This window comes from Bradyrhizobium neotropicale, from assembly GCF_001641695.1.
Lineage (GTDB): Bacteria > Pseudomonadota > Alphaproteobacteria > Rhizobiales > Xanthobacteraceae > Bradyrhizobium > Bradyrhizobium neotropicale.
On sequence record NZ_LSEF01000036.1, the window covers coordinates 30,408 to 56,235 of the forward strand.

Sequence of the window (25,828 nt, forward strand, 5' to 3'; positions counted from 1 at the left end):
AACCGTTCGCGAAATCGCCGTAGTCTGCGGCCACTCCAGTCGTGGCTTAGCAAGGTGATCATAATGCGGAATCTCTTTCCCGGCTTTCGGCTGCTCTCGCTCCTCACGCTCGCTCTCGCGCTCGGCGCGGTGCGCCCGGCTTCGGCGCAGACGCCTGAGCCCACCGCTGCGGGCCTCTGGCAGAAGATCGAGGACGGCAGGCCGGTGGGATGGTTTCTCTTCATCGACCACAACGGGGTCTTCGAAGGCGTGATCGCCAAGACCTTCCCGCGCCCCGGCGACGATCCGAACGAGACCTGCGCCAAGTGCGCGGACGACCGCAAGAACGCGCCGATCCTCGGCATCTCCTTCGTGCGCAACATGAAGCGCGAGGGCTTGAAGTACGAGGGCGGCAACGTGCTCAATCCGCGCGACGGCAACATCTGGAAGGCCAACATGAAGGTCAGCCCGGACGGGCAGACGCTGACCTTGCGCGGCTATCTCGGCATCTCGCTGCTCGGCAAGGACGAGACCTGGACCCGCCTGCCGGACACCAACATGGCGCAGATCGATCCGGCCATCATCGCCAAATATCTCCCCGCCCAAGCCGCCGCCGCGAAACCGCCGGCACCTGCGGCGAAGAAGGGCGGCGCGATGATGGCGCCGAAGCAGTAACGTACGCCCGCGCCTGTTGCGTCTTCACCGCCGTTAGCCTCACACGTCGCAGTCATTCCCCGCGAAAGCGGGGAAACGGTGCTTCCATATTCCTTGCACAGTCTCTGGAATGCTGGAGCGCCCTCCCGTGTGCGCAATTGCAGCCACACCAGCCCGAAGACGAATGCCGGGCGTGCCTTGCGCCAGTAGTTCCCCGGAATGCACCTTGGCTCCGGATTTGCAAAGCTGTCCCAAAGCCGTTGGGGAAACGAGTCGCTGTCGCGGCGCCTGACGCTTTCGGCACAGACGGCGGGCGGTGTTGTCCCTTGCGGCGGTGATCTTGATCCGCGGAGACGACATGAGACTTGCAAGACCGTACGCGGTAATGCTGCTCGGCTTGACGACGCTGCCGGCGACATCGGCGCTCGCGCGTGACGACGGGCGCTATGCCAACTCGCCGCTCAAACCCTGGTTCGAGAGCCTCCACAGCGAATACGGGCAGTGCTGCTCGGACGCCGACGGCTACATCGTTGCCGACGTCGACTGGGAATCCGATCGCGGCCACTACCGGGTGCGCATCGACAGCGAATGGGTCACGGTGCCTGACGGCGCCGTCATCACCGAGGCGAACAAGATCGGGCGCACCATGGTGTGGAAGCACTATATCGACGGCCACCCGCGCGTGCGCTGCTTCATGCCGGGCAGCATGACCTGAGGGGGCGAGATCCCGACTGCCACGGCAGGCTAGCGCAGGCGGAGGGCGGCGTGACGGATGTCCGATGGCGTGGCGTTGTAGGCGCGCCGGAACGTGCGGTTGAAATAGGACAGTTCGCTGAAGCCGCAATCGAATGCGATCACGCTGATCGTCAGTGCCGCAAAATCCGGGTCGCGCAACATGCGCAAGGCGCGCTCGAGCCGGCGGGCGAGGACGAACTCGGAGAAGGTCGTGCCGTCGCGTTCGAACAGCTTCTGGACGTAGCGCGGCGTCACGCCGTGCCGCAAGGCAATGGTCGCAGCAGAGAGGTCGCCGTCGCCGACGCGTTCGCGGATCTCCGCCTTGATCGATTGCAGCCGTGCGGCGGCAACGCCGCGTTGCCGCGCCTCGTGCGCCGCATCGGCATTGGCGCCGATCGCAAGTGCCGCGAGATCCACGATGTGGTTCGCGGCGGCCTTCGCCAGCTCGACCTCGAGCGGGCCGCTCTCGTGCAAGGTCTGCACGTAGCGGATCAGGAGCTGCAGCGCGCCGTTCTCGGCCGGGATCTGCCGCGCATAGGCGGCGCCGAGATCCGGGACGAGCGCCGAGACTTCCGGCCGCGGCAGCACGACGGTGATGAAGCTGCCGAAGCTGTGCATCGTGCTCACCGAGGGATCGGTGCCTGATATCACCGAGGCGGTGCCGGGCCGGCAGATGATCTCGCGGCCAAGTTGCTGCGTGGTGGCAGCTCCACTCATCAGCATCGACAATCCGAAGCCGTCCCTGGCGCGGGCAAGGTGTTGCCGCGTGGCGTGATAGTGCGCAGGTGATCGCGATCCCGAGACCAGCCCGACGCCGGGCAGCCCCTGAAAGGTCACGCTTGCATGAAACGGCTCGTCGCCGATCGGCTCGATGTCGACGCTCGCGATGTTGCGCCCATAGAGCTCGCGCCACATTGCGAGGCGCTGGCGGGCCGGAAATGCGTCAGTCGATGCTTGAGCGGGCGAGAAGAACGGCGGAGGCGAGGTCATGCTGCGTAGTCGTGATCCATCGTCCGGCAGTTCGATGGCTTGGCCGCGTTGATAGCGGATTTTCGCGCCAATTCAATCGCGTTGATCCACTGTGGCCGCAATACATCGTCTGCCGGTAAAGCGAAAGGCGAGTTCGCTTCAGTCCCATCCAGTTCTTCCCAGTCCGAGCGCGTGACGGCCTCGCGCGGATAGGTGTTCGCTCTCGCGTCGAATTTGGCGCGATCGAAGCTGATTCTGGAGGAGTTGGAATGAGGTTGGGGCTCGGGATTCGCAAGGCGCTGCTCACGACGACGGCGGTCGCCGCGTTTGCTGCCTGTGGCGACACATCCGTCATGGCCGGCGATACCGAGGCTCTGCTTTCGCTGCTTGCCAGCAAGGGCGTGATCTCATCGAGCGAGGCCAGGGCGGTTACCTCCGCGCCACCGGCCGAGCAGGGCGATCGCCTGGTGGCGATCCTGCGCAAGAAGGGGGTGCTCGCCGACGGCGACATGCAGGCGCTGAAATCGAAGTCGCGGCCGGCGAGCGTGGCCACGACGGACGCCCGTCCAGCCCCGGCGTCCGTCGTGGTGCCGCCGGCGACCGCGCCCGTCGGCCCCGCGCCGATGCCGCGCAAGGCCGCTTCCATCGAAGTCGGCGGCTTCGAGATCGCACCGGTCGGCTATCTCGCACTGACGGGCGTCAGCCGCAACACCAATGCCGGGACTGCGACCACGACCAATTTCGGCGCGATTCCGTTCAACAACACCATCCAGGGCAACAACACCGAGACGCGGCTCTCGGCGCAGAACTCGGTGCTCGGCCTGCGCGCTCACGGCAACATCAGGGGCGTCGATCTCACCGGCTATTTCGAGGGCGACTTCAACGGCAACGATCCCGCCAACGTGTACGTCAATTCGAACAGCCACACCTTCCGCATGCGGCTTGCCTATGCCGACGTGAAGGCGGGTCAGTTCGAGACGACCTTCGGCCAGACCTATAGCTGGCTGACGCCGAACCGGTACGGGATGGGTCCCGATCCCTCGGACATTTTCCTGACCAACAACATCGATCAGAACTATCAGGTCGGTCTGCCCTGGGCGCGCCAGGCGGCAGCGCACTTCGCGTGGCATGCGACACCGAATTTCACCATCGGCGCCGGCGTCGAAAACCCGCAGCAGTTCACCAATAACGAGGTGGTCTTCCCGACTGCCTTCAATGCCCAACTCCAAAACCAGTTCGATAATGGTGCCAACCCCGGCACGCCGAACAGGATTCCGGATGTGGTCGCCAAGGCCGCCTATGACAGCGACGTGTGGTCCGGGACGCGGCTGCATCTCGAGGCGGCCGGCATGTGGCGGCATTTCCGGGTCAACAACTTGGTGCAGGGCGCACCGGACTTCGGCTGGCACGATGCGAATGGATGGGCGACGACAGTTGCGGGCAACCTCGAATTTTTCAACACCTTCACGCTTGTCGGCAATGCGTTCTGGAGCGCTGGCGGGGGCCGCTATCTCGGCGCGCTCGGTCCGGACGTCGTAGCGTTGCCGACAGGGCCTGCCGGGATGCACGACATCGCGCTCTCGACGGTGCGCTCGCACGGCTTCCTCGGTGGCTTCGAGTGGCGCGTTCTCAATCCGACTGTGCTGTCGGCCTATTACGGCCAGGCCTATTTCGACCGCAACTACGCCGTGGACACGACGAGCATGGCGCCGGTGCAGCCGTACATCGGCTTTGGCTTCCCGGGCTCGCTGACCATCCCGGGCTCGGCGAACAGCAACAACAAGCAGATCGAGCAGTGGACGCTCGACCTCAAGCATACCTTCTGGGCCGATCCGCAATACGGCGCCATCACTGGTCTCGCGCAGTACTCCTATCTGCGGCGTGAGGCATGGTTCGTGGCCAACGGCGCTCCGCCCGAAGCGCACACGCATTTGTTCTTCACCGAGCTCCGCTACCAGCTTCCCGGCAACTAAGCGAAACACAGGAATACACCAATGATGAAGCACGTAATTGCCCTGATTTCGCTGACAGCGCTCTTCGCCGGCAAGGCCGCGGCGGCGGACATCGCGCCAGTCCCGTATGCAAAGGTGCCGGTGGTCGCGGCGCCGTGGTCGGGATTTCACGTCGGCTTGGCCGGCGGCTGGGGCCGCGCAACCGGGAGCCAGGACGAGATATTTCCCGGCAGTGGCTCCGGCGATTTCACGCAGACGGGCTGGATCGGCGGAGGAACCGTTGGCTACGACTGGCAGTTCGGAATGTTCGCCGTCGGGGTCGAAGGCGACATCTCCGCGGCCTCGATCGATGGCAACACGTCGAATGGCCCCTGCGCGGGCAGTGTTCCTTGCCGAACGAAGATCGAATGGTTGCACACCGGCCGCGCGCGCCTGGGTGTGGCATTCGGAGATTTCATGCCTTACGTCACGGGCGGCGTTGCTTTCGCTGGCCTCAAGGCCTGGAACGTGACTAATTCGAGCCGGTCCGAACCGGACGCGGTCTGGGGCGGCGTCGTCGGTGGCGGCCTGGAATGGATGTTCCTGCCGAATTGGTCGGCGAAGGCAGAGTATCTTTTCATCCCCTCCTTCACGACGTCGACGCCGAGCGACATGTTCGGCAAGCTGACCGAACGCAATGTCAGCCTCGCGCGGTTCGGTGTGAACTATCATTTCGGGGACGCGCCAGTGACGGCGCGCTACTGATCGCCAGTACGGTACGTACCTGACGCAATCAGAATGCCGGAAGCGGAGCTCTGTTTCCGGCATTTGTCCTGACTGAATTCACTTGGCGTTCCGAACTCGCGCCGGCAACGACCTTGCGATGTGACGACGGCACTGAAATCTGGGCCGGCGACGATCAGAGCCGGTGCGGTCGTGCCGTCTGCATCAAGCGGTTCCCGATTTTGTCTTCGATCAAGGCACCTGGCGCGTTCTCGTGCGTTACACGAGGTAGCCGAGCGCGAGGAGGTTGGGATGGCCGTCGAAGCCGAGCTGAAATTCCACGTGCCTGCACGCCACCTTGCGGCGTTCGCGAAGGGCCGTGTGCCTGGCGGCAAGGCGGCGGGCACGCATGACGGGAGCGATCTGCTCTCGACCTATTTCGATACCGCCAAATGCAAGCTGAAACGGCACGGCTTGACGCTTCGCGTGCGGCGGGATGGCCACAAGCACGTCCAGACCGTGAAGTCGGCGAACGGGGCCGAGTTCGGCCGCGGCGAATGGGAGAGCGAGATCAAGGGGAGCACGCCGCATCTCGGCAAAGCCGACGGCACGCCGCTCGAGCCGATCGCCTCCAAAAAGCTGCGCCGCAAGCTGAGGCCGGTCTTCGAGACGTCGGTCCGTCGCATCACATTGCCGATCCGCACCGGGGGTAGCGAGGTCGAGCTCGCCATCGATCGTGGCAGGATCATTGCCGGAGATCGCTCGAGCCCGATCGCGGAGCTCGAGCTCGAACTCAAGAGCGGCCGCCCTGTTGACCTGTTTCGGATGGCCAAGACGCTCGAGCGCAAGTCGCAGGCCGAGCTCGACCTGCGATCGAAATCCGACCGGGGCTATGCGCTCGCGCGCGGCGAGGAGCATCCGGTCATGTCCGCCGATGGCATCATGCTAGATGTCGACATGAGCGCGGGCGATGCATTCAGGGTCGTTGCCCGTGCGACCGCGCGCCATTTCTGCGGCAATGCCAACGCCGTGCGCAACGGAGATGCGGAAGGCATTCACCAGATGCGGGTTGGCCTACGGCGCCTGCGCGCGGCGATCTCGTTGTTCTCGAAAACCCTGTCCGGGGCCGGTCGCGAAAGAACCAGGACGGAGCTGAAGTGGCTGACGAACGAGCTCGCACCAGCGCGCGAGCTCGATGTGTTCGTGAAGGACAATATCGAGCCGGCGAGCCGTGATGCGCTGCTGCGCCGCGGTGGCAAAGCGATCAGACGGGAATTTACGGAGCGGCGAGAGCGGGCCTTCGAGCGCGCGAGGAGAGCGGTCGATTCGGAGCGATTTCGCGCGCTCCTGATCGATACGCTGCAATGGATCGAATCCAGCCGGACCGTCGCGCCGGACCAGGCGAAGGCGCGGATCGGAAAATTCGCGCGCGAGCTGCTCCATCGCCGCATCAAGAAAGCCCGCAAGGATGGCCGGCACCTCGACGAAATGTCGGCGCGCCAGCGACACAAGTTCCGGATCAGCATCAAGAAGCTCAGATATGCGATCGAGTTTTTCGATAGCCTGTTCACGGGCAAGGGCGAGCAGAAGCAGCTCGCGCGGCTATCGAAGCATTTCAAGAAGATCCAGGATGCGTTGGGGTCGCTCAACGATTTCGTCGCCCATCGCAGGATGGCCGTCGATGCCGCACTTCATGCGCCGCGTCGCAACGGCAAAGCCAGCGCCTTTGCATCGGGCGTCGTGGTCGGTCGCGAGGATCGGGCAGCGAAGCCGCTGATGGCGGCCGCGGCGCGGGAGGTGCGGGCGCTCGAGCGATTTTGAAGCAGTGCCGCCGGGGCGCGGCTTTGCGCGCCCGGCATGACGGAAGTTGGTTTAGCGCGCCTCGCTCGTCGTGGTCACGCGGGCGAACCGCTTGGCGCGCGGCGACAGCACAGAGACCTGCGCAGGTGAGGCGGGCATGCCGGCGATGGTCAGAGCCGGGGCGGTCGATTGCTCCTGAACGCCGGCGCCGCCGAGTACCTGGACTTGCGTCGCCGAGATCGGAAACGACTTTACTTCATAAGAGGGAAGCTCGCCGGCGAATGCACTGGTCGCGCTCGCAATCATCGCGCCGGCAACGGCAATCATCGAAAGAACACGCATTTCAAATCTCCGTGGAAGGATACCAATCGGAGGTTGGTCGCGCCTGTGCCGGAACAGGTTCGCTTGTGTACGAACATTCGATCACTGTAAGCGGATATATTTGGTTGCGTACTGGGGCCGCAAGGAAGTGAGGACGAAGTTTTCTTCGCCAATGTTTCCGGACAGTTTCGCGCAACCGTCGTGAAATGACGCTGATCGTGCTCTACGCGCCGAGTTTGGATTCTCGCACCACTGTATCCGGTCGGCGGCGCAAACCCGGATTGAGGGCAAGTCCAAGGCCCGGCGCCGTCGGCGCCGACACGATGCCGTTGCTCACGGCCGGAAGCGCGGTGACGAGATCGCGATACCAGGTCGACAGCGTCGCGCGTACGACCTCCTGGAAGATCGCGGTCGGCGCATGCAGCGCCAGGTGCAGGCCCGCCATCAGTGCCACCGGGCCGGTGCAGTCGTGCGGGGCGAGCGGCTTGTTGTAGGCTTCAGCCAGTGCCGTGATCTTGCGTGCTTCGCTGAGGCCTCCGCACCAGGCGATGTCGAGCATCACGACATCGACGGCGTCGGCCGCGAGCAGATTGCGGAAGCTCGCCGCGCCCGCCAGCGTCTCGCTGCCGCAGATCGGCGTCTTCACGCGCCGCCTGAGGTCGACAAGGCCCTGCACGTCGTCCATCTTGCCCAGGGGGTCCTCGACCCAGAACACGCCGTAGTCTTCGAGCGCGCGACAGATGCGCTCGGCGGTGTGAGCGCCCCACAGGCTGTGCAGCTCGCACATGACCTCGATGCGATCGCCGACCGCAGCGCGGATCTTGCGAAAGGGCTCGAGGCCGGTCTTGAGGTCGGCGAGCGAGATCGAATGGCCGCCATTGGCGGCAAAGGGATCGAACGGCCAGATCTTCATGGCGCCATAGCCTTCGCTCAAGAGGCTTTCGGCGAGCGCGCCGGCGTCGCGCATGAAGGCGATCTGGTCGTCATAGGGGCCGAGTGCCGTATCCTCAGTGCCGATCTCGCGGCGCTTGGCGCTCTTGGTGTTGTAGGCGTAGCCGGCGCAGGTGTTGTAGGCGCGAATCTCGAGCCGGCTGGCGCCGCCGAGCGCCTCGTGCACGGGAATGCCGTGGCGCTGGCCCTTGATGTCCCACAGCGCGATATCGATGGCGCTGGCGGCGCGCACTTCGGCGCTGACGCTGTGGAAGCCGAGATAGGGCGTCAAAAGTTGACGCGAGATCGCTTCAATCCGGCGGGAATCCTGGCCGAGCACCAGGGGCGCGGCGAGCTCGTGCACGGCCGCCTCGACGGCCTGCGCGCCGCGAAAGCTCTCGCCAAGGCCAGTCAGTCCTTCGTCGGTCCCGATCTCGACCCAGATCAGGTTCGGCCGCTCGTCGATGCGGATGGTGCGCAGGGTCGTGATGCGGGACATTGAGGAGTCCTCTTGGTCTTGCGGGTGTCGTGATCGGCGCTCAGGTCACCGGCGCTGGATTGAACAGCGTGAGATCGTTGTGGATGCCCCAGCGGTCCGACCACGGCTTGGTGCGGCCGCTGGCGACGTCGAGGATCAGACGGAACAGGTCCCAGCCGGTTTCCTCGATGGTCTTCTCGCCGGTGGCGATTCGGCCCGCATCGAAGTCGATCAGGTCCTTCCAGCGGCGGGCAAGCTCGCTGCGGGTCGCGACCTTGATCACGGGCGCGGCGGCAAGGCCATAGGGCGTGCCGCGGCCGGTGGTGAAGACCTGCAGCGTCATGCCGGAGGCGAGCTGCAGCGTGCCGCAAATGAAGTCGCTCGCAGGCGTTGCCGCGAACAGCATGCCCTTCTGCGTCGCCTTCTCGCCCGGCGAGAGCACGCCGGTGATGGCGGAGGAGCCGGACTTGACGATCGAGCCCAGCGACTTCTCGACGATATTGGCGAGGCCGCCCTTCTTGTTGCCCGGCGTGGTGTTGGCGCTGCGGTCGGCGCCGCCGCGGGCCAGATAAGAGTCGTACCAGGCCATCTCCCGCACCAGTGCGCGGCCGACATCCTCGTTGATGGCGCGGCGGGTGAGGAGCTGGATGGCGTCGCGCACTTCCGTCACTTCGGAGAACATCACGGTGGCACCGGCACGCACCAAAAGGTCGGCGGCGAAGCCGACGGCCGGGTTCGCGGTGACGCCGGAGAAAGCGTCGCTGCCGCCGCATTGCAGGCCGATGACGAGGTCGGAAGCAGGGCAGGTCTCGCGCTTGCGCGTGTTGAGCACCTTCAGCCGCGCCTCGGCCTGGGTCATGATCGCGTCGACGATAGCACCGAAGCCGTCGAAAGCTTCGTCCTGCATGCGCACGATGGCGTCATTGACGCCTTCCGGCACCAGCCGTTCGGGCGCGAGCTTCTCGCAGCCGAGGCCGACGACGAGAATTTCGCCGCCGAAATTCGGATTGAGCGCGATGTTTTGCAGCGTGCGGATCGGCACGACTGCGTCGGGTGCGGTGATCGCGACGCCGCAGCCATAGGCATGGGTGAGAGGAACGACGTCGTCGACGTTCGGATATTTCGGCAAGAGCTCGGCGCGGATGCGCTTCACCGCATATTCCATCGTGCCCTTGACGCATTGCACGGAGGAGGAAATGCCGAGGATGTTCTTGGTGCCGACCGAGCCGTCGGGATTGCGATAGCCCTCGAAGGTGTAGCCTTCGAGCGGCGGCAGCGGAGCGGGAACGGCGGTGGAGATTTCCAGCTTGTCGAGGGCAGGGGCCTCCGGCATGCGGATGCGCGCTTCATCCACCCATTCGCCGGCGAGGATCGGCGAGAGCGCGTAGCCGATCACCTCGCCATAGCGGATGATCGGCGCATCTTGCGCGATGTCGACCAGTGCCGTCTTGTGCCCTTGCGGCACGAAGGCACGCAGCGTCAGCCCGCAGGCGAAGCGGGAGCCGGCGGGAAGCCCGAAATCATTGACCACGATCGCGACATTGTCGCGCTCGTTGAGCTTGATGTAGCGGGGCTGCTCTTTCGCTGCGATGTCCTGGTCCATGCGCTTTCCTCAAGAACAGAATTGTAGGGTGGGTTAGCCGAAGGCGTAACCCACCCTGCTTCATGCGTTTTGGCCGTGGTGGGTTACGCTGACGCTAACCCACCCTACGACGTCAGCTTATCAGCCGGGATAGGTGTAGGCCGTCTTCACCGTGGTGTAGAACTCGCGGGCATAGGAGCCCTGCTCGCGGGCGCCGTAGCTCGAACCCTTCCGGCCGCCGAACGGCACATGATAGTCGACGCCGGCGGTCGGCAGGTTGACCATCACCATGCCGGCCTCGCTGTTGCGCTTGTAATGTGAGGCATATTTCAGGCTGCTGGTGCAGATGCCGGAGGCGAGGCCGAACTCGGTGTCGTTGGAGATCGCGAGCGCCTCTTCATAGTTCTTGGCGCGGATGACGGCGGCCACGGGCCCGAAGATCTCTTCACGGGCGATGCGCATGTTGTTGTTGGCTTCCGTGAACAGCGCAGGCTGGAGGTAGTAGCCGGGCGTCTCGCGGTTGAGCAGCTCGCCGCCCCAGGCGAGCTTGGCGCCTTCGTCCTGGCCGATCTTGAGATAGCGCAGGTCCTGGTCGAGCTGGCTCTGGTCGACCACCGGGCCGATATGCACGCCGGCTTTCAGCGCGTCGTCGACCGACAGGCCCTTCATGCGCTCGGTCAGCGCAGCGACGAAGCGGTCGTGGATACCTTCCGTGACGATCAGGCGCGAGGAGGCGGTGCAGCGCTGGCCGGTGGAGAAATAGGAGCCGTTGACGGCGACCTCGACGGCGGTCTTCAGATCGGCGTCATCGAGCACGACCAGCGGATTCTTGCCGCCCATCTCGAGCTGGAATTTCTTCATCGGGTTGGAGAGCACGCAGGCCTGCGCGATCTTTCGGCCGGTCTGCACCGAGCCGGTGAACGAAATCGCAGCGACGTCCGGGTGCTCGAGCAGGGTCTGGCCGACCACCGAGCCGGAGCCGACGACCAGGTTGAACACGCCGGCCGGAATGCCGGAGCGGGTGATGATCTCGGAAAGAGCGTGCCCGGAGCCCGGCACGAGCTCGGCGGGCTTGAACACGACGGTGTTGCCGTAGCAGAGCGCGGGGGCGATCTTCCAGGCGGGGATCGCGATCGGGAAATTCCAAGGCGTGATCATGCCGACGACGCCAACCGGCTCGCGGGTGATCTCGACCTCGAGGCCGGGACGGACCGAGGCACCCTTCTCGCCGATCAGCCGCAGGGCTTCACCAGCGAAGAACGCAAAGATCTGCCCGGCGCGGGCGACCTCGCCGATACCTTCCGGCAGCGTCTTGCCTTCTTCGCGGGCCAGCAGGCGGCCGAGCTCTTCCTTGCGGGCGAGGATTTCGGCAGAAATCTTGTTCAGCGCGTCATAGCGCTCCTGCGGCGTCGAGCGCGCCCAGGCGGGGAAGGCGGCCTTCGCGGCAGCGATCGCCTTCTCGGTCTGCGCCTTGTCGGCCTTGGCGTATTCGCCGACGAGGTCGTTGGTATTGGAGGGGTTGATGTTCTTGGTGACGCCGGAGCCGTCGACCCACTCGCCACCGATGAAGTTCTTCAGGATCGCAGTCATCTTGTCCTCCAGTTACTCTTTAGGGGCACAATCCTTATCGGAAAACCGGTGCCCACTTTTCCGGGATCACGCCTAACGCACGAGGCAGGGACGCTTGTCGTCGAAGGTCCAGCCGTGGATCAGGTCCTGCATGGCAATAGCGTCATCGCGGGCGCCAAGTCCATGCTGCTTGTAGAGGTCATGCGCTGCGTCGATGGCTGCCCGGTCAATTTCGATACCCAGGCCCGGCCTGTCGGGGACGGCAATCTTACCGCCCTTGATCTGGAGCGGCTCCTTGGTCAGCGCCTGGCCGTCCTGCCAGATCCAGTGGGTGTCGATCGCGGTGACCTTGCCGGGGGCGGCGGCGCCGACATGGGTGAACATGGCGAGCGAAATGTCGAAATGGTTGTTGGAGTGCGAGCCCCAGGTCAGGCCGTTGTCGCGGCAGGTCTGGGCAACACGGACCGAGCCTTGCATGGTCCAGAAATGGGGGTCGGCGAGCGGAATGTCCACCGCACCCAGGCGCAGCGCGTGCGAGAGCTGGCGCCAGTCGGTTGCGATCATGTTGGTCGCGGTCGGCAGGCCCGTGGCGCGGCGGAACTCGGCCATGATCTCGCGGCCGGAGAAGCCGGCCTCGGCGCCGCAGGGGTCCTCGGCGTAGGCGAGGATACCGTGCATGTCCTTGCAAAGCCGGATCGCCTCATCGAGCGACCAGGCGCCGTTCGGGTCCAGCGTGACGCGCGCATTGGGGAAACGCTTGGCGATCGCCGTGACCGCCTCGATTTCCTGCTCGCCGCGCAGCACGCCGCCCTTGAGCTTGAAATCGGCGAAGCCGTAATGGTCGTGGGTGGCTTCGGCGAGCCGCACCACCGTGTCCGGCGTCATCGCTTCCTGATGGCGGAGGTTGAACCATTCGGGCTTGCCGGTCTCGCCGCCGACATAGTCGAGCTTGCTCTTGCGGCGGTCGCCGACGAAGAAGAGATAGCCGAGCGTCTCGACGCTTCTGCGCTGCTGGCCTTCGCCGAGCAGGGCCGCCACGGGCAGGTCGAGATGCTGGCCGAGCAGATCGAGCAGGGCGGATTCCACCGCCGTCACCGCGTGAATCATGACGCGAAGATCGAACGTCTGCTTGCCGCGGCCGCCGGCGTCGCGGTCGGCGAAGGCGGTGCGGATGTCGGCGAGGATGTTGTTGCACGCACCGATGGTCTTGCCGATCACGAGATCGCGCGCGTCCTGGAGCGTCTGCCAGATCTTTTGCCCGCCCGGCACCTCGCCGACACCGGTGTGGCCGGCATTGTCGGTAAGGATGACGATGTTGCGGGTGAAGAACGGCGCATGGGCGCCGCTCAAATTGAGGAGCATGCTGTCGCGGCCCGCGACCGGGATCACCTGCATCGACGTGACGACTGGCGCGCCGGAGATTCCGCTCTCGACCATCCGCTGCTCCTCCCTGTTGTCTGTTATTCTGCCGCCTGTTGTGTCGATCGGATGGCGGGCAGCTTCTCGACCAGCGCGGTCAGTTCCGCAATCTCCTGCTCGGTGAGGTCGGTGAGCGGCGGGCGAACCGGGCCGGAGTCGCGGCCAATCACTTTCATGCCGGCCTTGATGATCGAGACCGCATAGCCCTTCTTGCGGTTGCGGATCGCGATCAGCGGCAGGATGAAGTTCTTCAGGCCGGCGTGGATCGTCTCGTGGTCGCGCTTGCGCACGGCGGCGTAGAAATTGGTCGCGAATTCCGGCACGAAGTTGAACACGGCCGACGAATAGGTCGTCACGCCCATGTCGAGATAGGGCAGCGCGAAGGTCTCGGCGGTCGGCAGGCCGCCGACATAGGTCAGGCGATCGCCGAGCTTGGTGTAGACGCGGGTCATCAGCTCGATGTCGCCGATGCCGTCCTTGTAGCCGACGAGGTTGGGGCAGCGCTCGGCGAGGCGCGCGAGCGTGTCGGGCTGGAGGATTGCGTTGTCGCGGTTGTAGACGATGACGCCGATCTTCACCGAGGCGCAGACCGCCTCGACGTGGGCGGCAAGGCCTTCCTGCTCGGAATGGGTGAGATAGGGCGGCAGCAGGAGCAGGCCGTCAGCGCCGGACTTTTCTGCGCCGATTGCGATCTCGCGCGCGATCGCGGTGCCGTAGCCTGTGCCGGCGAGCACGGGCACGCGGCCCTTGGTCTCCTCGACGGCGACCTTGACCACTTGCGGAACTTCGGTCGGCGTCAGCGAGAAGAACTCGCCGGTGCCGCCAGCGGCGAAGAGACCTGCGACATCGTAACCGCAGAGCCAATCCATGTTGGCGCGGTAGGTGGTCTCGTCGAATGAGTAGTCAGCCCTGAACGGCGTGACGGGGAAGGACAGGAGGCCCGAGCCGATCTTCTGGGCCATCTCCTGCGGGGTCATCTTGCTCACGGGCGCCACTCCCTTCTGTGTGTTGTGGAGGACGCAACTGCCGCGTCCATGCGCCGTTGTTTAAGAGACCGTTCGATGCGGGTCCAAGCCAAAGCCTATATCGACCGATGCGGAATCAGTATCAATCTTCCGCAGTCTCCGCCGAGGTCAGTTCGCCCGCGATTTTCACCAGGGCCGAGAGCAGCGGATTCTCGTCGTCGCGGCGCCAGACCATGAAGAGTTCGACCGGAACGCGTGTACGCAGCTTGAGCGGGCGCAGACGCACGTCGGAGATCTTCAGGCTCGCGGCCGCAGCCGGCACGATGGCAAGGCCGAGGCCGGCGCGCACCATGGCGAGGATCGAGTGGATCTGGCTCAGGTGCTGGACGTAGCGCGGCAGGATGTCTGCGCGGGTGAACAGTGCCACCAGCAAATCGTGGAAGTAGCGGCTTTCATAGGGCGAATACATCACGAAGGGCTGGTCGTCGAAATCCTTGATGGTGATGCTTTCGGCGTTCGCCAGCGGATGCTTTTTCGGGATCGCGGCGAGCAGGGGCTCGGCGACGACGCGGCGGCTGGTGAGCTCCGGGCGCGCGATCGGCGGCCGCAACAGGCCGGCGTCGATCTGGCCCGAGGTCAGTGCCTCGAACTGGTCGCCCGAGACCATCTCCTTCAGCGAGAAGTCCACCTCCGGCAGTTTGGCGCGGCAGGCCGCGACGAGCTCGGGCAGAAAACCGTAAGCGGCGGCGGCGGTGAAGCCGATCTTGAGCGAGCCGGTCTTGCCGAGCGCGATGCGGCGGGCGACCTGGGATGCGCTCTCCGCAAGCTTGAGGATGCGCCGTGCTTCGGGCAGGAAGCTGCGCCCGGCCGGCGTCAGCCGCACCGAGCGGCTGGTGCGCTCCAGCAGCGGCGCATCGATGATGTGCTCGAGCACCTGGATCTGCCGGGACAGCGGCGGCTGGGTCATGTTCAGCCGCGCGGCGGCGCGGCCGAAATGCAGTTCCTCCGCCACTGTGACGAAACAGCGGAGTTGGTTGAGGTCGAACATCGATACATGCCTTAGATGGATAAGGCGTTTCCCCGGCACTTCTAGCATCGATCACCCCCGAAACAAAGACGGCGGCTGTTGAGGCCGCCGTTGAGTTGCCTGGTCAAGCTCCCATGGGAGCCCTCAGGAGGAACGGTTGAGCACCACCCGCTCGATCTTGCCGACCACGACGAGGTAGGCGACCGCCGCCACCAGCGCGTTGATGCCGACGAACACCAGGGCACCGTTGAACGAGCCGGTCGCAGCCACGATGTAGCCGATCACGATCGGGGTGGTGATCGAGGACAGGTTGCCGAAGGTGTTGAACAGGCCGCCGGAGACGCCGCCGGCTTCCTTCGGCGAGGTGTCGGAGACGACGGCCCAGCCGAGCGCGCCGATACCCTTGCCGAAGAAGGCGAGCGCCATGAAGCCGACCACCAGCGCGTGGCCATCGACATAGTTGCAGGCGATGATCGACATCGACAGCAGCATGCCGCCGACGATCGGGATCTTGCGCGCCATGGTCAGCGAGCCCGTCTTGCGCAGGATGGCGTCGGAGATGATGCCGCCGAGCACGCCGCCGATGAAGCCGCACAACGCCGGCAGCGTCGCGACGAAGCCGGCCTGCAGGATCGAGAGCCCGCGCTCCTTGACAAGGTAGACCGGGAACCAGGTCAGGAAGAAGTAGGTCAGCGTGTTGATGCAGTACTGGCCGAGATAGACGCCGAGCATCATGCGGTTCGAGAGCAACTGGCGGATGTGGTCCCATTTCGGGCCGGAGTCCGGCGCGCGCTCGTCCTTGGGGGCGTCGAGATCGACCAGTGCGCCGCCCTCCTTGATGTAGTCGAACTCGGCCTCGTTGATTCCGGGATGCTCCTTGGGCCCGTAGATGGTCTTGATCCAGGCGAGGCCCATGACGACGCCGAGCCCACCCATCACGAAGAAGACGTAGCGCCAGCCGTAGTCATGGGCGATCCAGCCCATCAGCGGCGCGAAGATCACGGTCGCGAAATACTGTCCCGAATTGAAGAAGGCGGATGCGGTGCCGCGCTCGTTGCCGGGAAACCAGGCCGCGACGATGCGGGCATTGGCCGGGAAGGAGGGTGCCTCTGCGATGCCGACCAGGAAGCGAAGTGCGAACAGCACGACGATCGCGGTGCCGGCGCTGAAGAAGCCGACCCAGCCCTGCATCAGCGTGAACAGCGACCAGACGACGATGCTGAAGGCGTAGACGAGGCGCGAGCCGTAGCGATCTAGCAGCCAGCCGCCCGGCACCTGCGCGATCACATAGGACCAGCCGAAGGCCGAGAAGATGTAGCCCATGGCGACGGGATCGAGATGGAGCTCCTTGGAGAGCGCGGGGCCCGCGATCGACAGCGTGGCGCGGTCGGCGTAATTGACGGTGGTGACCAGGAACAACATGGTCACGATGAACAGTCTGACGCGAGACCTCCTCACGTCGGCTGCTGACACCACTGCGCTCATCATGCGCCTCCTCAACTCGAATGTTTCCTCGCGAGGACTCCTAGAGGCGCGCGCGGGAAAGTGTCCAAGTTGAAGGGGGTATCGATTGATACCGTTTTTGGATTGATGGAACGGCAGGTGCGCTCACTGCACGACCGACGTAGGGCGGGAGCGGGGAGGCCCGCCTCAGACCAACGCCAGATTCGTCGGATGAACGCCGGTGAAAATGCGTTGTACGCTCTCGTTGCCGAGGCCGAAGACGTGGCCGAACAGATCGGCGAACAGCGCGCGATAGTCGGTCAGCACGGGATAATCGCGGTTCTGGAACAGATGCGGCTGCTCGACCTTGACCTGCTCGCCGAGAATGCGGCCGCCATTGATGCCGCCGCCAAGCACCCAATACACGCTGCCGTGGCCGTGATCGGTGCCGCGGTCGCCGTTCTCGCGGAAGGTGCGGCCGAATTCGGAGATCACGACCACCACCGTATCCCGCCAGGCCGCCGGGCCGATCTCCTCGGAGAAGCCGACGAGGGCGCGCCCGAGCTCGCCGAGCCGATCGGCAAGATAGCCGTTGGCTGCGCCCTGGTTGACATGCGTGTCCCAGCCGCCGACGTCAACAAAGCCGAGGTTGAACTGCTCGCGCATCAGCCGGCCGATCCGCCGTGCCGATAATTCGAAGCCGCGCGGCGAGACCGCGCCGCGGTTGGCGGCATTCATTTCCTCGGAGATCGAGCGGTAGACGTCGTCGCGCACCCTGAAGCCCTCCGACACCGAGGAAGCAAGGTTGGACTGGGCGTACATCTGCTTGATCAACTGGGCCTGACGGTCGTCAACGCCGGGCTTTGCGACATTGTTGATGCTGGCGTTCGGGACCTGGGATTTTCCTCGGAAGATCAGCGGGAGCTGGTCGGTGAATGAGATCGGCCTTGCGCGCGTGAGCTCGGTGGCGAGCCGGCTCATGAAGCCGGAGCGATAGTCGCGCGAGCCGCCGGTGGACTGGCCGAGCTCGATCGTGTCCTGGGTCTCGAAATGGCTCCGGGTCAGGTCGTCGCTGGTGCCGGCGAACGGGATGAAGGCGATCTCGCGCTTGGCCCACAGCGGATAGATGCTGTCGCGCATGGCGGGATGCAGTCCCCAGTCGGCGTCGAGCGCGAGGGCCGCGTTCGGATTGCCGACATCGGGCTTGGCGATGGCCAGCGTCGGCCGCGATGCACGGTAGAACTCGCTCGAGACCGGCACGACGACATTTGCGGCGTCATAGGCGCCGCGCAGGAACACGACGAGCAGTCGGGCATCGGTCGCAGGAGCCGCCCAAACGCGGCCCGCGACGGTGAGCGGGGCGAGGGCCGCAAATGTCTTGATCAGCTCGCGACGGTCCATGGCGATCTCCGTAGCTGTCAGTGCATGAATTCCGGGGACGACAGAAACAGCGTGTTCCAGTCCTGCGGTGAAACGGCCTTGTCCAGCGATGCCAGCGTTGCCGGGCCAAGAGTTCGGCGGAGGCCGTTGAAGTAGAGGGCATTCTGCAGGAGCGGGAATGCGGGCTGCTCGACCGGGTTCGGCCCGTCGGATTTGAACAGGCCGGACGATCCGGAGCCGATTTGCCGCGCGATCTCGAAGCGAAGCATCATCTGTCCAGGCCCGTTCCACGATGCTGATGTCAGTGCGTAGCCGTCCGGCGTATCGTGATTGAAGAGGCCTTCGCCGAGGCGATTGATCCAGCCCTGGATCGGTGCCGTATTCAGGATCACCCTGTCATCATAGGCGAGACGGACCGCCGACAGCACGTATTGCACGGGATCCTTGAAGCGTGTGCCAGGCTTCAACGCGGCTTCGAATTCGGCCGAATGGACCATCGTGGCCAGGACCGCAGCGATGTCTCCATCCGTGGATTTGAACGTCTGCGCCATCCGTTGCAGCAGCGCCTCCGGCGGATTGTCCGACACGAAGTAGGTCGCGATCTTGCGCGAGAGATGGCTCGCGGTCGCCGGATGGTGGACCAGGATGTCGATGGCCTCGTCGACTTCGGCGAGCCCGCGTCCCTTGATGGTATGACCGAGGAAGGTCTTGTCGCTGTAATCGTGACGGGACGGGTTGAACTCGAAGGCGCCCTCGCGCACGAGCTGGGATTGCAATTCCGGCTTGAGCTTCGGGTCTTCTGGTTTGGTGTCGATGCCGACGCCCGTGAGTATCTTTGCCAGCGCCTCGACATCAGCCTGCGTGTAGCCCGAGCCGACACCCATGGTGTGCAGTTCCATGATCTCGCGGGCATAGTTTTCGTTGACATGACCTGCGGCGTTGTCGGCGTTGTCGAGATAACGCAGCATCGCGGGATGATGCACGGTAGCCGCCAGCAGGTCGCGAAACTTGCCGAGCGAATAGGGGCGAAGGGCGTGATCGACATAGTCCCCGACCAGCACGCGCAGATTCGATTTGTACTGGTGGACGTTGAAATGGTTGAACCAGAACCAGACCATCCGCTCGCGCAGTTGATCAGGCGCGTAGAGCGCGCGCAGGATGGTGCGCGCCGCGGCCTGCCTGGCGCGATCGTTCATCGCCTGCTGGAAGACCTGCTGCGCCGCCTTTTTCTGCTCGGGATCGGCGACCTGGTTGGCGCTCTTGGATTGCTGCTCGAAGGCGACCGCGATGTCGAACGGAAAGCTATGGACGTCGGGCATCGCTTCGATCTGCGCTTTTGCCGCGTCAGGCAGCGCCGGATTGCCAGCCGGGTGCAACTGCTCCTGGAGCCAGCGTTCGGCGCCGATCGTGTGCAGATGCATGGCACTCGACGTGCTCACGCCCCAGGTGAGCCGATCGAGCAAGGCAAGATCGTGCGAGCTGAGATCGTCGGCATGGGAGGCGTTCGCGGTCATTCCTCCTGCGGCGACCACGAGCGCCGCAAGGCTGAAGCGCCGCAACCGGCGATATTCGCCTCTGCAATCCACGATCATCCCCGGCTGGTTGGGTCGCCCCGGGAGCCCATAGCCCCAAAACACGCGCATCATCGTGTGTCGAATCGGCTGAACATGCCCTGAATGGAATGGAATCAAATGACGGCAGCACGATCAATTTCAAGCGAGCGGCGAACCGCAGCGTATCCGGCTCCGGCGGTTTGCGCCGGCGCTCGCTCAAACAAATCGCTGAAGACAGGCGGCTATTGCCGCGTGCCCGGCAAAAGCTGCGGCAGAAATCCCCGCGTCACACCCGGCGGCACGGCATCCAGCCCGAGCACGGCGCTCGCGGCCGGCAGCGCTGCGTCCGCCATCGCGGCGTGGCCTTCGGCGGTGGGATGCACGGCACCGCCATAGACGGCCGACAGCACGCCCCAGGTGGCGTCGTGGATGTCGGTTGGCTGGCTCGCCGCAGGCAAGCCCTGCGGATAGGTCATCGCGGCGAAATAGCTGTCATTGGCATCGCGGATCCAGCGGGCGCGCGGCAGATAGGCGCGGTATTCCGAGGCGCCGCGGCCGCACAGCATCGGCTGGCTTGCAGCGGTCACGATGTCCGGATTGAAGCTCTGGCCGTTCTCGGCAAAGCAGGTGCGGTCGAATTCGGGATCGTTGCCGGAATGGGCGCAGAAGCCGTGGTCGGCGAACGCGGCCTGATGCGCATCGACGAAGGTCATGCGATCGGATTCAGGATCGCGGCACAGCGCGCCGCGGGTGCAGGTGGCGAGCCCCTTCAGCTGCGGCAGGAACTCGGTGTCGACGAAGGTCGAGACGTGAGCAAGTCGCTGCGGATCGGCGTTGAAGGCCGGATGGATGTCGAAGCCGGCGCGTCCGCCGCGGCAGGGCACGCCGCCGTCGGCGAGCGCTGGATTGGCGTAGGAGACGTAGACGACGTGCGAGAGGTCGCCGCCGACGAGCGGCTTGAGCGCGTCACGCAGCTTGACGAAATTCCCCGGCAGCTCGCGCGCCAGCGCATCGCGTGAATCGTCGACGCTCGCCATCACGCCGGAGCGGCGGAACAGCGTGCGCTCGGTCGCGGTATCGACGATGACGTCGGCAACGAGGCCGGAGAAGTAGACGTCATTGGCGCCGATCGAGAGCAGCACGAGGTCGAGCGTGCGGTCGGGCTGGCGCTTCTTCGCGGCGGTGAGCGCCTCGCGCAGCTCGGAGACCTGCGCGCTCACGCTGGTCTGGCAGGCGCCGCTCTTGCCGGGCGGACATTCGCGGGCGCGCTGCGAGCCCAGAAGCCCGTCGCCGATGCTGGCCCCGGTGCAGGCGAGTGGCAGATAGGTCACGGCGACGTGGGTGTAGCGCACCGCGAGCGCCAGCGCCGTGCGGGTCTGGTAGCTGTAGAGCGAGCGATGGCAGGGCGAGTTGAGCCAGAGTGCGCCATAGCGCTGCCAGTTGGCGAGCGTATCCGGTGCCTCGCAGGCGCGCCCGCCCTTGAAGCCGGCGCGGCTCGGCCTGTAGTACTGGGCGCCCGCCGTGCCGAGATAGGAGCGGAAGCAGAAGCCTTCGTCGGACAGCGCCAGCGGCCGGTCCGGATTGCCTTCGCCGGACGCAATGCTGTCGCCGAGACCGGCGATGAAGATGTCGCGGACCTGGATCTCGGTCTGGACGCGCTGGGTCGGATCCGAGCCGGAGGAGACGTCGACGGTCGCGACCGTCTGCTTGCCGTAGCGCACGCGCAGGTTCACCGGCTCGGCGCAGTCGAAGGTCGATTGTTGCGGTCCATCGCCGTCGTCGAACGACCAGGCGCAGGTGGCCCCCACCGGCACCGCGCCGGTCAGGCGCACGGTGACGGGATGGTCGATCGGGGTGATGTAGTTCTCTTTGACGTTGTCACGGTTGCAGGGCTGGTTGACCCGGCCCTGGAGGTCGATGCAGAGCCGGTTGACCATATTGCGGGCCCAGCCGCGGCCCTCGCTCTGTATCTCCAGCGACTGCTCGGCGGCAAGGATGCTGCGGTTGCGGGCGTTCTCGACATGGAGCAGGAAATCACGCTCCTCGCGGAACAGGCGGAAGCGGTTGCGAACCTCCCAGCTGATCTGCATCGCGCCCGCGTCCTGGGCGGCGGCGCGCTCGAGCGGCAAGGCGGTCAGCATCCCGGCGAGCAGCAGGGCGCCTGCGGAGAGACTACGAGGGAATAGAGGGACCATGGCCCGCGTCTTCAACGGCAAAGTTGAGGCGGAAATAAGAGAGGAACTGTTCCCCCGCCTGCAACATTTGTCTGACGGTTTTGCGGGCGGTCGTCCAGCAGTTAGCGCTTGCTGGCCTGGCGCAGCGACCGTTCACGCTCCATCGGAGTGACCTGCTTGGGCAGGTTGGCCTGGGCGCAGGCCTCGGCCAGCCGCCGCCGTTCCTGCCACGGCTCGACCACGTTCATCCAGAGCTCGCGCGCGCCCATGATGGAAATAGCAAGCCCGAACGGGATCATGAAATAGAGGATGCGGAAGACCAGGAGGGTGGCCAGCAGCTGCTCGCGGCCGAACTCCGGCAACGCCACCAGCATGGCGGCGTCGAACACGCCGATTGAGCCGGGGGCGTGGCTGGCAAAGCCCAGCAGCGTCGCCAGGATGAACACCACCGCAAGCGACAGGAAGTCGATCGGCGGATTGGCCGGCATCAGCAGGTACATCGCCGTGGCGCAGAAACCGAGGTCGACCACGCCGATCAGGATCTGGACCAGCGTCAGCGGCGCCGACGGCAGCACCACCTTCCAGCCCTTCTGGCCGAGTTCGCGGCGCTTTTCGCCCATGCACAGCCAGACCAGATAGGCGCCGATCGAGGCGAGCCCGCCCACTGCGATCAGCCGGTTGATGGCCGAGGGGAGCTGGTCCATCGACGAGGCTGCGTCCGGGTGGACGACCATGCCGATCGAGAGCACGAAGATGTTACCGAGCCAGAAGGTCAGGCCGGAGAGAAAGCAGATCTTGGCGACGTCGATCGCGTTCAATCCGTAATCCGAATAGATCCGGAAGCGGATCGCCCCGCCGGTAAAAACGGTCGCGCCGATATTGTGGCCGATCGAATAGGAGGTGAAGCTGGAGAGCGCTGCGATGCGATAGGGAACATGTTTCTTGCCGATCGTGCGCAGTGCAAAAAAGTCGTAGAACGTCAGCGTACAGAACGCGAAGAACACGCAAATCGCGGCGAGCCCGATGTTTCCACGGGGAATCTCGGTTAACGCGGTCAGGATGACGCTGGTATCGATACCCTTGAGGGTCCGAACCAGGGTGGTGATCGCGAAGGCGATGATCATGACGCTTGCGGCAATCCCGAGGCGTCGCCAACCGATCCATCTCTTGAAGCCGCGTTTCAGCGCGGGCAGCAGTCCGTGCATTCATCCTCCCGGCGGGGGCAAGAGCGCCCGATCGGGCCGCTGGCCGATCGGGGTGCGATCGCTGCCAAAAGTGGGGCGCCGATCGCTAGGCATGATTTAGCTCAATAAGGCAAGAACGTCGAGTTGTGCAGCCCTTGACAAGGGTGGGGTCTGCATCTGCCCGGCCGCTTCTGTCATACCTGCTACACATTGCAGGCCGTTAACAATTCTTGAGTCGCTGGGGCCCGGCTGTTGCGGCGGGCGGCATCGGCATGGTTTCAAATCCTGGCGCCGTCGGCATTGTTCCAGCGCAAGCGATGCAGGCTTTTTCGGAACGTCGGCGCGATGTGCCGATTAGCGCCCTATCAGCAATCGAACATGGCCGGTTAGGGCTTGCGTGCAAGCCGTGCCGTCCTGTTCCCGAACTTCCAAGGATCGGAACGATGGGACTGTTCACAAAAGACATCAAGACCATGAACGACCTGTTCGTGCATCAGCTGCAGGACATCTACTATGCCGAGCAGCAGCTCACGAAGGCGCTGCCGAAAATGGCAAATAAGGCGAGCGATCCGCAGTTGAAGCAGGGCTTTTTGACGCACCTCGAAGAAACAAAGCAGCACGTCACGCGGCTGGAGGAAGTGTTCAAGATGCATGGCGTCGCCGTGAAGGCGGTCGACTGCCCGGCGATCGACGGGATCATCGAGGAAGCCGAGGACACAGCCGGCGAAGTCGCCGACAAGGCCGTGCTCGACGCCGCGCTGATCAACGCGGCGCAAGCTGCCGAGCATTACGAGATCGTACGTTACGGCAGCCTGATCGCCTGGGCCAAGCAACTCGGCCGCAACGATTGCGCCGCCGTGCTTGCCAAGACGCTGGAGGAAGAGAAGGCGACCGACAAGAAGCTCACCTCGCTCGCCGAGAGCAGGGTGAATTTGCGCGCCGCAAGCTGAGGCGAAATGCCCTCTAAAAACGCCGCGCGTCTCGCGCGGCGTTTTCCGTTGCGACAGCGCTTAACCAGCCTGGTACTTCAGTCCAAACGCGAGGGCGATCACCGCGAAGGCTGCAATGGTCACGGCAAAGACCATGCTCGCCACGGTCGAGCTGATCAGGGTCGAGAGGATGCCGATGCCGATCACCGGAAGCGCGTTGCCGAGGAAGCCGCAGATGAAATAGGCCGAGACCACCTCGGCGCGGCGATCATCCGGCGCGAGCTGGTTCACCACCTGCAGGCTTCCGCGCCGACCGCGACGATGGTTGCAGTCCTGCCGAACTCCGATCCTGCAACTGACGGGATCGAGTAGTTGCCAATTCTTGCCATGACTTCTCTGCCTTGAAGACAATATGAAGGGGTCAACACGAAGCAATCTCGCGCTGTTCCCATGCTCTGGCGCAAGCAGGGTTTGCATGGCGAGCAGGGCGAACGGCTTGATGTGTTCCGCAGCACGATACGATTTATCGTACGACAATGCTTCGATCAGAACCGAAGCATGACCACGCAACGGAAGTCTAATGGCAGCGTTCACTCGGCAAACATCGAGGTGGATCATGCCGGCAAAATCTTTTGAGCTGTACGCGCTACCGAAAGCAGGAAACGCGCGACGCACGCAAGCTGCCTCCTCGCTGACGCTCGCTGCCATGAGCCTCGGCTACGGCGTCGTGCAGCTCGACGTCACCATCGTCAACACTGCGCTCGATGCCATGGGCAAGACGCTCGGCGGCGGCGTCGCCGAATTGCAATGGGTGGTCAGCGCCTACACCATCGCCTTTGCCGCCTTCATCCTCACCGCCGGCGCGCTCGGCGACCGCATCGGCGCCAAGCGCATCTTCATGGCGGGATTCGCCATCTTCACCGCGGCCTCGCTCGCCTGCGCGCTGTCGCCCAATGCGGTGGTGCTGATCGGCGCGCGGCTGGTCCAGGGACTGGCGGCCGCGATCCTGGTGCCGAATTCGCTGGCGCTCTTGAACCACGCCTATACGGACGACCGGCAGCGCGGCCGCGCCGTCGCGGCCTGGGCCGCCGGTGCGAGCCTGGCGCTGACTGCAGGTCCCTTCGTCGGTGGCGGCCTGATCACGCTGGTCGGCTGGCGCGCGATCTTTCTGGTCAACCTGCCCATCGGTTTAACGGGGCTATGGCTGACGTGGCGCTATACCGACGAGACCATGCGTGCGCCCTCGCGCGAGATCGACCTGCCGGGCCAGCTTGCTGCGATCGGCACGCTGGGCGCGCTCGCCGGCGCGATCATCGAAGGTGGCGCCGTTGGCTGGGGACATCCGGCCGTGATCGCAGCCTTCGCCGCGGCGGGCATCCTCGGAGGCCTGTTCGTGTGGCAGGAGAGCCGCGCGGCACAGCCGATGCTCCCGCTCTCTCTCTTCAGTCACCGGCTGTTCGCGCTGACCGCGCTCGTAGGCCTTCTGGTGAACGTCGCGATCTACGGCTTGATCTTCGTGCTCAGCCTGTACTTTCAAAGGATCAACGGTCTGTCGGCGTGGTGGACCGGGCTTGCCTTCGTGCCGATGATGGGCGCCGTGCTGCCGGTCAATTTGCTGGCGCCGCGCGTCGCCGAACGCATCGGACCATGCCCGACGATCGTCGTTGGCGCCTGCATCTCGGCGCTCGGCTGCCTCGGCCTGCTCTGGATCGGTGCAGGGACACGCTACTGGTCGATCTGCGCACAGCTGATCGCGATCAGCGGCGGGCTCGGGCTGCTCGTGCCGCCGTTAACCTCGACATTGCTGGGCAGCGTGGAGAAGGCCCGCTCCGGCATTGCCGCTGGCGTCCTGAACGCGACGCGGCAGACCGGCAGCGTGCTCGGCGTCGCGCTGTTCGGCTCCCTGGTCGCGGGCGAAGGCGCATTCATGGCCGGTCTGCATCTGTCGCTGGTCATTTCAGCCGCCGTGCTGCTGCTTGCGGCGACCGTGATCGGGCTCTGCGCGCCATCGCGGGCATGAACAGAACAATATGAGCCAGCGCACACATTCTCTGTTCACCATTCCGGTATGCGGTTTGTAGCC

Annotated in this window: 21 protein-coding genes; 7 read left to right on the top strand and 14 right to left on the bottom strand. The window is 64.8% G+C overall.

The window, feature by feature from the left end:
- Nucleotides 1–63: 63 nt before the first annotated feature.
- Together AXW67_RS10320 and AXW67_RS10325 are read left to right on the top strand one after the other, a co-directional pair.
- The gene (locus AXW67_RS10320; protein ID WP_027552703.1) at nt 64–654 is read left to right on the top strand and encodes a DUF2147 domain-containing protein; all 591 of its coding nucleotides are present in this window, start codon (nt 64–66) and stop codon (nt 652–654) included.
- Between the two features lie 337 nt (nt 655–991).
- On the top strand, nt 992–1,348 hold the full coding sequence (locus AXW67_RS10325) for a hypothetical protein (protein WP_201723659.1): 357 nt from the start codon (nt 992–994) through the stop codon (nt 1,346–1,348).
- Nucleotides 1,349–1,377: 29 nt separating this feature from the next.
- Here AXW67_RS10325 and AXW67_RS10330 read toward each other — a convergent pair whose 3' ends face one another.
- A complete protein-coding gene (locus AXW67_RS10330; RefSeq protein WP_063677807.1) occupies nt 1,378–2,358 on the bottom strand; it encodes an AraC family transcriptional regulator in 981 nt (326 codons plus the stop codon).
- A gap of 248 nt (nt 2,359–2,606) precedes the next feature.
- Here AXW67_RS10330 and AXW67_RS10335 point away from each other — a divergent pair, with 248 nt between their 5' ends.
- The 3 genes from AXW67_RS10335 to AXW67_RS10345 all read left to right on the top strand — a co-directional run bounded on the left by AXW67_RS10335 (nt 2,607) and on the right by AXW67_RS10345 (nt 6,812).
- On the top strand, nt 2,607–4,310 hold the full coding sequence (locus tag AXW67_RS10335; protein WP_145927523.1) for a hypothetical protein: 1,704 nt from the start codon (nt 2,607–2,609) through the stop codon (nt 4,308–4,310).
- A 21-nt stretch (nt 4,311–4,331) separates the two neighbouring features.
- Complete coding sequence (locus tag AXW67_RS10340) at nt 4,332–5,033, top strand: outer membrane protein (protein ID WP_063677809.1); 702 nt, start codon at nt 4,332–4,334, stop codon at nt 5,031–5,033.
- 270 nt (nt 5,034–5,303) lie between these two features.
- Nucleotides 5,304–6,812 (top strand): CYTH and CHAD domain-containing protein, encoded by a 1,509-nt coding sequence (locus tag AXW67_RS10345; protein ID WP_063677810.1) that lies wholly within the window; start codon nt 5,304–5,306, stop codon nt 6,810–6,812.
- A gap of 51 nt (nt 6,813–6,863) precedes the next feature.
- Here AXW67_RS10345 and AXW67_RS10350 read toward each other — a convergent pair whose 3' ends face one another.
- The 12 genes from AXW67_RS10350 to AXW67_RS10405 form a co-directional block, all read right to left on the bottom strand.
- Entirely contained in the window at nt 6,864–7,133 is a 270-nt protein-coding gene (locus AXW67_RS10350) for a hypothetical protein (RefSeq protein ID WP_063677811.1), read from the bottom strand.
- Nucleotides 7,134–7,335: 202 nt separating this feature from the next.
- The gene (locus AXW67_RS10355) at nt 7,336–8,541 is read right to left on the bottom strand and encodes a mandelate racemase/muconate lactonizing enzyme family protein (protein WP_063677812.1); all 1,206 of its coding nucleotides are present in this window, start codon (nt 8,539–8,541) and stop codon (nt 7,336–7,338) included.
- 40 nt (nt 8,542–8,581) lie between these two features.
- Nucleotides 8,582–10,123 carry a galactarate dehydratase gene (garD, locus tag AXW67_RS10360; RefSeq protein ID WP_063677813.1) on the bottom strand — a complete coding sequence of 514 codons (1,542 nt, stop codon included), beginning with the start codon at nt 10,121–10,123 and terminating at the stop codon, nt 8,582–8,584.
- Nucleotides 10,124–10,243: 120 nt separating this feature from the next.
- Nucleotides 10,244–11,692, bottom strand: coding sequence for an aldehyde dehydrogenase family protein (locus tag AXW67_RS10365; protein WP_027552694.1), 1,449 nt, complete (start codon nt 11,690–11,692; stop codon nt 10,244–10,246).
- A gap of 72 nt (nt 11,693–11,764) precedes the next feature.
- Nucleotides 11,765–13,108, bottom strand: coding sequence for a glucarate dehydratase (gene gudD, locus AXW67_RS10370; protein ID WP_063677814.1), 1,344 nt, complete (start codon nt 13,106–13,108; stop codon nt 11,765–11,767).
- 23 nt (nt 13,109–13,131) lie between these two features.
- Nucleotides 13,132–14,076 carry a 5-dehydro-4-deoxyglucarate dehydratase gene (kdgD, locus tag AXW67_RS10375; RefSeq protein ID WP_063677845.1) on the bottom strand — a complete coding sequence of 315 codons (945 nt, stop codon included), beginning with the start codon at nt 14,074–14,076 and terminating at the stop codon, nt 13,132–13,134.
- 121 nt (nt 14,077–14,197) lie between these two features.
- Nucleotides 14,198–15,103, bottom strand: a complete 906-nt coding sequence (locus tag AXW67_RS10380; protein ID WP_063677815.1) for a LysR family transcriptional regulator — start codon at nt 15,101–15,103, stop codon at nt 14,198–14,200.
- Nucleotides 15,104–15,226: 123 nt separating this feature from the next.
- Nucleotides 15,227–16,567, bottom strand: a complete 1,341-nt coding sequence (locus tag AXW67_RS10385) for an MFS transporter (RefSeq protein ID WP_063677846.1) — start codon at nt 16,565–16,567, stop codon at nt 15,227–15,229.
- A 165-nt stretch (nt 16,568–16,732) separates the two neighbouring features.
- The gene (locus AXW67_RS10390) at nt 16,733–17,926 is read right to left on the bottom strand and encodes a DUF1501 domain-containing protein (protein WP_063677816.1); all 1,194 of its coding nucleotides are present in this window, start codon (nt 17,924–17,926) and stop codon (nt 16,733–16,735) included.
- Nucleotides 17,927–17,943: 17 nt separating this feature from the next.
- Nucleotides 17,944–19,419, bottom strand: a complete 1,476-nt coding sequence (locus tag AXW67_RS10395) for a DUF1800 domain-containing protein (RefSeq protein WP_245315508.1) — start codon at nt 19,417–19,419, stop codon at nt 17,944–17,946.
- 281 nt (nt 19,420–19,700) lie between these two features.
- Nucleotides 19,701–21,653 (bottom strand): SGNH/GDSL hydrolase family protein, encoded by a 1,953-nt coding sequence (locus AXW67_RS10400; RefSeq protein ID WP_063677847.1) that lies wholly within the window; start codon nt 21,651–21,653, stop codon nt 19,701–19,703.
- A 101-nt stretch (nt 21,654–21,754) separates the two neighbouring features.
- Nucleotides 21,755–22,837, bottom strand: coding sequence for a lysylphosphatidylglycerol synthase transmembrane domain-containing protein (locus AXW67_RS10405; RefSeq protein ID WP_027552686.1), 1,083 nt, complete (start codon nt 22,835–22,837; stop codon nt 21,755–21,757).
- A gap of 422 nt (nt 22,838–23,259) precedes the next feature.
- Between AXW67_RS10405 and AXW67_RS10410 the strand changes: the two genes are divergently transcribed.
- Nucleotides 23,260–23,766 (top strand): YciE/YciF ferroxidase family protein, encoded by a 507-nt coding sequence (locus tag AXW67_RS10410; protein WP_027552685.1) that lies wholly within the window; start codon nt 23,260–23,262, stop codon nt 23,764–23,766.
- Between the two features lie 60 nt (nt 23,767–23,826).
- Here AXW67_RS10410 and AXW67_RS41760 read toward each other — a convergent pair whose 3' ends face one another.
- Complete coding sequence (locus AXW67_RS41760; RefSeq protein WP_145927525.1) at nt 23,827–24,363, bottom strand: MFS transporter; 537 nt, start codon at nt 24,361–24,363, stop codon at nt 23,827–23,829.
- Here AXW67_RS41760 and AXW67_RS10420 point away from each other — a divergent pair.
- Nucleotides 24,362–25,765, top strand: a complete 1,404-nt coding sequence (locus AXW67_RS10420) for an MFS transporter (RefSeq protein ID WP_082907854.1) — start codon at nt 24,362–24,364, stop codon at nt 25,763–25,765. The genes AXW67_RS41760 and AXW67_RS10420 overlap by 2 nt on opposite strands.
- Nucleotides 25,766–25,828: the final 63 nt, after the last annotated feature.